The organism is Bacillus sp. GB_SG_008, from assembly GCF_052038115.1.
Classification (GTDB): Bacteria; Bacillota; Bacilli; order Bacillales; family Bacillaceae_G; genus Bacillus_A; species Bacillus_A rhizoplanae.
The window spans coordinates 429,787-436,061 of sequence record NZ_JBPZSK010000005.1; the positions used below are offsets into that span (position 1 = coordinate 429,787).

Annotated in this window: 6 protein-coding genes; 4 read left to right on the forward strand and 2 right to left on the reverse strand. The window is 35.3% G+C overall.

Features of this window, described 5'->3' with window-relative positions; genetic code table 11:
- Window positions 1-39: 39 nt before the first annotated feature.
- Window positions 40-405 carry a PH domain-containing protein gene (locus tag ACTDJC_RS15945; RefSeq protein ID WP_440603991.1) on the reverse strand — a complete coding sequence of 122 codons (366 nt, stop codon included), beginning with the start codon at window positions 403-405 and terminating at the stop codon, window positions 40-42.
- Window positions 406-847: 442 nt separating this feature from the next.
- On the reverse strand, window positions 848-1,747 hold the full coding sequence (locus ACTDJC_RS15950; protein WP_440603992.1) for a LysR family transcriptional regulator: 900 nt from the start codon (window positions 1,745-1,747) through the stop codon (window positions 848-850).
- Between the two features lie 285 nt (window positions 1,748-2,032).
- On the opposite strand from ACTDJC_RS15950, the gene ACTDJC_RS15955 reads away from it, so the two are divergent.
- From ACTDJC_RS15955 to ACTDJC_RS15970, 4 genes are all read left to right on the forward strand, one after another.
- Window positions 2,033-3,325: a purine/pyrimidine permease gene (locus tag ACTDJC_RS15955; RefSeq protein ID WP_440603993.1), complete on the forward strand. Its 1,293-nt coding sequence runs from the start codon at window positions 2,033-2,035 to the stop codon at window positions 3,323-3,325.
- Between the two features lie 43 nt (window positions 3,326-3,368).
- Window positions 3,369-3,830, forward strand: coding sequence for a nucleoside deaminase (locus ACTDJC_RS15960; protein ID WP_440603994.1), 462 nt, complete (start codon window positions 3,369-3,371; stop codon window positions 3,828-3,830).
- Between the two features lie 118 nt (window positions 3,831-3,948).
- Window positions 3,949-4,659, forward strand: a complete 711-nt coding sequence (locus tag ACTDJC_RS15965) for an ankyrin repeat domain-containing protein (RefSeq protein WP_440603995.1) — start codon at window positions 3,949-3,951, stop codon at window positions 4,657-4,659.
- A gap of 107 nt (window positions 4,660-4,766) precedes the next feature.
- A complete protein-coding gene (locus ACTDJC_RS15970; protein WP_440603996.1) occupies window positions 4,767-5,735 on the forward strand; it encodes a DUF4822 domain-containing protein in 969 nt (322 codons plus the stop codon).
- Window positions 5,736-6,275 lie beyond the last annotated feature (540 nt).

Consider the following 6,275-nt stretch of genomic DNA (forward strand, 5'->3'; position numbering starts at 1 on the left):
GCATGTGCGTACATGTTCTGATAAAGTAAATAAGTAGCCCTATGTTAACGAGCTACTTACAATTTGCTGTTGTATGATTGAACAAAGTTGTTTTCTTATATTTTGATCGTATATTCTTTCAAAACGTACCCAATCATCGTTGTAGTAAATAGACGTATGAGAGCTGAAAAAATAAGGATGTTCTTTTACTTCTTCAATACGTTCATATAAGTATTCTTCATATCTTTGAGAATTAAATTTGTTTTTCTCCTTATATACAAATAGTAGTCTTTTATTTGTTGCTAGTATTATTCCTGGCATGGATGGCCCTCTATGCAGAAATAAAGATAGAGAACATTGTGTGTAAAAAAGGATCGTTTCATTTTCGTGGAGTAAGTTTTTTGCTGTATCTAGTAATGTTGGCATTGCGACCACCTCTTTCTATATATAATGATTATATCATTTAAATAAAGTTCGATAATTTCCGTAGTCTTTTAAATAAAGTCACGGTGTTTATAAAAAAGACACGATGTTTTGCCCCTTTGGATCTGTTTATCTAAAGGGGTGTTTTTATAGTGAAAAGTGAAAAGAAGATCTGAACTGAAAGGCGGATTAAGGAACTGTTGAGTAGCAACAAATGGTTATCAAGACCTAAATCGTAAAAAGTTATCAAAAATAAAGGATGTCACATATTACATATAACTAATATGTGACTGTTAAATGATAATAAAGTCATTTAAAAAATAATAAAGTTGTTTAAAAAATACCAATCATTGTATTCAACAATCGGGCCATATAGTTGAATAAATAAATCCCAATTTCTCAATTATGACATTGAGAGATTGGGATTTTGAATGCTGGAATATCCTTAACGCTGTAAATCCGTGTTTTGCTGGAGGTACCCCGTTAACAGTTTTGTAAAGTTTTGAGCGGTTTTTGATAGATAATGATTCTTCAGCCATATTAAGCCCGTGGATGCAGATAGCTCTGTATCTGTAATTTTGAAAGCCTGGATATTGTAGTTTTTGTATTGTTTAATGACGGTTTCCGGAACAATAGCTTCTCCAAATTTACAAGCGACTAAATCTAATAAAAGAGAGATGTCAGAGCACTCGGCAATAATGTTCGGATGTAGTTGAGCTTTTGAAAATGCTTCCAAGATCATATAATGAATTCCCAATCCTTCTGTACTCGGTAATATCAGAGGGTGGTTTTGAATGTCAGCAAGCATAACTTGATGATTAAAAGACTGCTTTTTATTTGAAGTAATAAAGTAAAAAGGTTCTTTATAAAGATGGATAGCTGAAAAATCATCTAACTCGAGCGGTAATCGTATAATCGCCAGCTCTACAATCCTGTCTCTCACTAATTGACAAAGATGAGATGACTCATTTTGATGAACTTTATATGTAACCTTAGGATATTTTTTGTGAAATTGGTAAAGTAACTCAGGTAATCCGGCTACCGAAAAAGTATTGATACCTATCGTCAGTCTTCCGCTTACCCCGTTTCCGACTTCCTTTACCTCCATTCTGGCTTCTTCCATTAACTGAGTCATTTGTAGCGCATACTTATATAATGCTTTTCCTGCTTCCGTCACTTCTAAAAATTTCCCACTTCTCTCTATTAATTTCGTTCCTAATTCCTCTTCCATTGTTTTCAGGTGCTGGCTTAGCGGAGGCTGGGAGATATGAAGTCTTTCAGCGGCAGCAGAAATTTTTCTTTCTTCTACAATTGCTATGAAATATCGCAGTTGTCTAATATCCATAAATGGAAAAAACTCCCTCCTTATATGAAAAACTTAAGTAAAATTAATTTTTTTTATATTTTTCATATACTATATTCTAAGATATCATAATTTTAGATGAAAAGAAATTTCCCGCAACGGCTTTAAACTGCGATGCATTTTTAAGAAAAAAATTTTGCAGATGTTAGCTAGAACATCGAGATAGGTTAATAAAAGCTTTTCTTGCGGGAGATCTTTATTTTTAAGCCAATTAGAACTAATTTCTATTGGCTTAAAAATAAATATTTTATATGAAGGTGAAACAATATGGAGCAACAACGTTTTTACGGCGCTTTAAGCATATTTCAATGGTTCTTTTTCCTGCTGGCCATTTCTGTTGCATTACCGATCGTAATCGGGGGAGTATTTCATTTATCGATCGAGGAAATATCCGATTTGATGCAACGAACTTTTTTTGTGGTGGGCATTAGCTCTTTTATACAAGGATGGCTCGGACATCGCTATCCGATCGCTGACGGACCTGCAGGTTCATGGGTCAGTGTATTTGTCATTTTAGCGGGTATGGCGAATCAGCAGGGGGAAAGTACGAAAGAAACATTACAACTTTTAGAAGGTGGTTTGCTGGTTACAGGATTTTTACTAGTTATTCTTGGCATAACCGGCCTGGTTAATCGGCTGCTGTTTTTGTTCACTCCTTTAGTTACTGGTTCTTTTCTTTTGATTCTGAGTCTTCAACTTAGTGGTGTTTTTTTAGAGGGAATGTTCGGAATACAAGGACAGTCCAACCTGGATTATCAAATAGCAGCGATTTCATTTGGCGTATTTGTTCTAGTGATAGTGCTATCAATTAAAGGAAAAGGATGGATGAAAAGTTACTCCGTACTGTTAGGAATTTTATTTGGGTGGTTACTATATTTCTTATTAGGAAAAACCCCCAATACGATTTCCACACCGGCTTCCTTCATTAAATTACCAGACATTTTTGCATGGGGGACTCCGAAGTTAAATGCTGGAATGGTGATAACCTCAATTATATTTACGTTTATTTTAGTCTCTAATACGATAGCGGCCGTTACGGCTGTTAAACAAGTGGTTCCAGAATCAGGAGAATCCGAAAAACAAACCATTAACCGCGCCAGTTGGGCAGGCGGTATTACACATGTTATATCAGCTCTTTTTTCGACAATTGGAATTGTGCCATTGCCAGTATCGGCGGGTTTTATCCGAATAACCGAGCAAAAACGAATAATGCCTTTCCTAATAGCAAGTTTAGCCTTAGCAGGTATAGCCTTTGTTCCGGCAATCGTCAACTTCTTAGCTATGCTTCCCGGCCCTATTGCTTGTGCTGCAAGTTTAGCATCCTTTGTCCAAATGATTGGGATCTCGTTTCAATCCCTTTTGAAAGACGAATTAGATCAACGTCGGCTAACTATATTAGGAATCACATTGCTAATCGGTATAGGATTAATGTTTCTTCCTAAAGGAATATTTCATGGTCTGCCTACTATTCTCCAATATATTTTAAGCAATGGTCTCATTGTTGGTACGATCATCGTAATTGTGCTAGAACAACTATGGAAAACAAAAAAACATGAATGAAAAAATCATATTTAATATTTAATTTTTAAAGGAGTGTTTTTTAATGAGTCACGAAGAATTCATGAAATTGGCAATCGAGTTAGCTTACGACAATACCAAAAACAAAAAAGGAAAACCATTTGGTGCAGTGCTTGTTAAAGATGGTGAGATTGTTGCAAAGGGAGTAAATGATGTTCTTAAAACACACGATCCCACTGCGCATGCTGAACTTCTAGCTATCCGTCAGGCTTGTCGCATTCTTGGTACATCTGATCTTTCCGACTGTATACTATACGCAAGTGGAGAGCCTTGCCCGATGTGTTTAAGTGCCATTTACTGGGCGAACCTTAAACATGTTTATTATTCCTATACTGCACAAGAGGAAGAAGAAATTGGATTAGGAACAAAATACGTTTATCAGCAAATAGCTCTTCCAAAGGAACAACGAGACATAAAATTATTAAAGCTCGATAAAAATCATCATGAAAAGAACCCTTTTGCTCTTTGGAAAGAAAAGAATAAATAAATTATATATTTAACGGAACGTGTTTTCCGAGAGAAAAAGCCGCAGAATATAAAAAATTTCACTCCTCAGGTAAAAAGAGCAGAGCAAAAACAATATTAGAATAGAGGAGAATATTTTTATGTGGAAGTGGATGATGGCATTTATAGGATGTATTCTCTTGCTTCAAGTTTGTATTTCTAACATTAGTGGAGAACCGAAAAAACAAGAAAAGGAGAAGGAAATCGTGAGCGAAGGATTAAATAAACAGTTGCTTCAAGCAGCAGAACATAGAGAGGCAGACACCATAAGCAAACTCATTAAGAAAGGTGCCAATATCAACGCACAGGACTCAAAAGGAAGGACTGCCACTATGATTGCGACATATAACAATGATGTAGAAACCGCAAAGGTACTTATCAAGGCAGGTGCGGATGTGAACATCAAGGATGATATGAAAAACAATCCCTTCCTGTATGCTGGTGCAGAAGGATATATAGATATTCTAAAACTTACGATTGAAGCAGGGGCCGACCCGGCGATTACAAACCGGTATGGAGGAACTGCTTTAATCCCTGCCTCAGAACATGGATATGTGGATGTAATAAAAGAACTTCTCACCCATACGGATATTGATGTGAATCATGTCAATAATCTTGGTTGGACAGCTTTATTAGAAGCGATTATTTTGAATGATGGAGACGATAAGCAGCAGCAAACGGTGCAATTGCTGATTGAACATGGTGCGGATGTGAACATTCCAGACAATAATAAGGTGACTCCTTTACAACATGCACGTGAGAAAGGCTTTAAAGAGATTGAAAAAATTTTGTTAAAAGCAGGGGCAAAATAGCCGGATTGTATAAGATTCCAAACAGTACAAGCGAAACCGTACTACTACAATAAATAATAGACAATAATGTAAATTCACTACAATCATAAAATGAGGAGACGATAAAAATGAATAAAAAAGCAAAAGCAATATCATCAATACTACTCGGATTCACATTAGCTTTAATAGGGTGCAGTGCTGGTGCTAACGCCCAAGAATATCATAGTAAACAGAAGCAAGAACAAGCTGTTAAAGAGACTAAAAAGGAAAATAAGTTAACCAAAGGTCAGGAAATGGCTAACATTCTTAGTAGCACAGATTGGCAAGGTACAAGAGTGTATGACAAAGATAATAATGACTTAACAAAAGAGAATGCAAACTTCATTGGTCTTGCGAAATATGATGTGAAATCAGGAAGATATGAATTTTTTGATGCTATGACAGGTAAAAGTCGTGGCGATAAAGGAACATTCTTTATCACCAATGATGGGAAGAAGAGAATATTAATTTCAGAATCAATGAATTACCAAGCTGTTGTTGACATGACAAAACTAAATAAAGATGTTTTTACTTATAAAAGAATGGGAAAAGATGCTAATGGCAACGACGTAGAGGTATTCGTTGAACATGTTCCATATAAAGAAAAAGAGCTGTCTTTTACTGATCCGGACAAGCAGTTGGACACTACTACAGGAGATATTGTTAAAAACGTTGATGGAGATAAAATTTTAGGTAGCACCCTTTGGAAAGGAACAAAGGTATTAGATGAAAACGGCAATGATGTAACAAAATATAATTCAAATTTTATAAGTCTGGCAAAATTTAATGATAAGACTAATAAATATGAGTTTTTCAATGCTGAAACAGGCAAAAGCCGCGGTGATTATGGCTACTTCGATGTTGTACACGGAAATAAGATAAGAGCCCATGTTTCAATTGGAAATAATAAGTATGGCGCCGCCCTTGAACTTACCGAACTTAATAATAATAAATTTACGTATAAAAGAACTGGTAAAGACGTAGGTGGCAAGGACATAACTATATTCGTTGAACATGAACCTTATAAAGGTGATTTTAAACCAAAATTCACTATATAGGGCTTGGTATGCAGACAAGAAGGGAATAGATTTCTCCATTCCTTTCTTGTTTCCTTTAACAAGGGAAGAAATAACTAGAATTTCTTTTGTCGAATTTAAACAGTGAGGAAATAAGTGAAATGATGGGAATAGAACAAAAGAGTGTGAAGCTTTCTGCTTAAACTAACTAGCTAATAGAAGCTTCAGTGATCTTCAACAAACGGGCGCGATTGTTGAACAACATAGGTAGAAATGATCAAACTTTTTTATAAAAACTAAACATAAATCTGTAAGAGAAGAATCCATTTTGATCAATCTTTTTTCAAAATGGATTCTTTTTATTTATCGTAAAACTTGGGATTGCGAGGCATTTTTGAACAAACTTTATTTCAAAGCTACACGTCTTGCAGTGATAGATAGTCAAAATAAACAAGCAAAATAAAAACCCTTCATTTGCTTAACAGCAGACAAAGGGCTATGTAATGAGTGATCGAGAAGGGAATCTAGACCATTCCCTTCTTTATTTATAGTAACATAAAAGGAAAAGCATAAACAAAGGAG

Bases quoted from the DNA above. Each gene is read 5' to 3' on its own strand.
- ACTDJC_RS15950 (WP_440603992.1), bottom strand. From the start codon at position 1,747: ATGGATATTAGACAACTGCGATATTTCATAGCAATTGTAGAAGAAAGA.
- ACTDJC_RS15945 (WP_440603991.1), bottom strand. From the start codon at position 405: ATGCCAACATTACTAGATACAGCAAAAAACTTACTCCACGAAAATGAA.
- ACTDJC_RS15960 (WP_440603994.1), top strand. From the start codon at position 3,369: ATGAGTCACGAAGAATTCATGAAATTGGCAATCGAGTTAGCTTACGAC.
- ACTDJC_RS15970 (WP_440603996.1), top strand. From the start codon at position 4,767: ATGAATAAAAAAGCAAAAGCAATATCATCAATACTACTCGGATTCACA.
- ACTDJC_RS15965 (WP_440603995.1), top strand. From the start codon at position 3,949: ATGTGGAAGTGGATGATGGCATTTATAGGATGTATTCTCTTGCTTCAA.
- ACTDJC_RS15955 (WP_440603993.1), top strand. From the start codon at position 2,033: ATGGAGCAACAACGTTTTTACGGCGCTTTAAGCATATTTCAATGGTTC.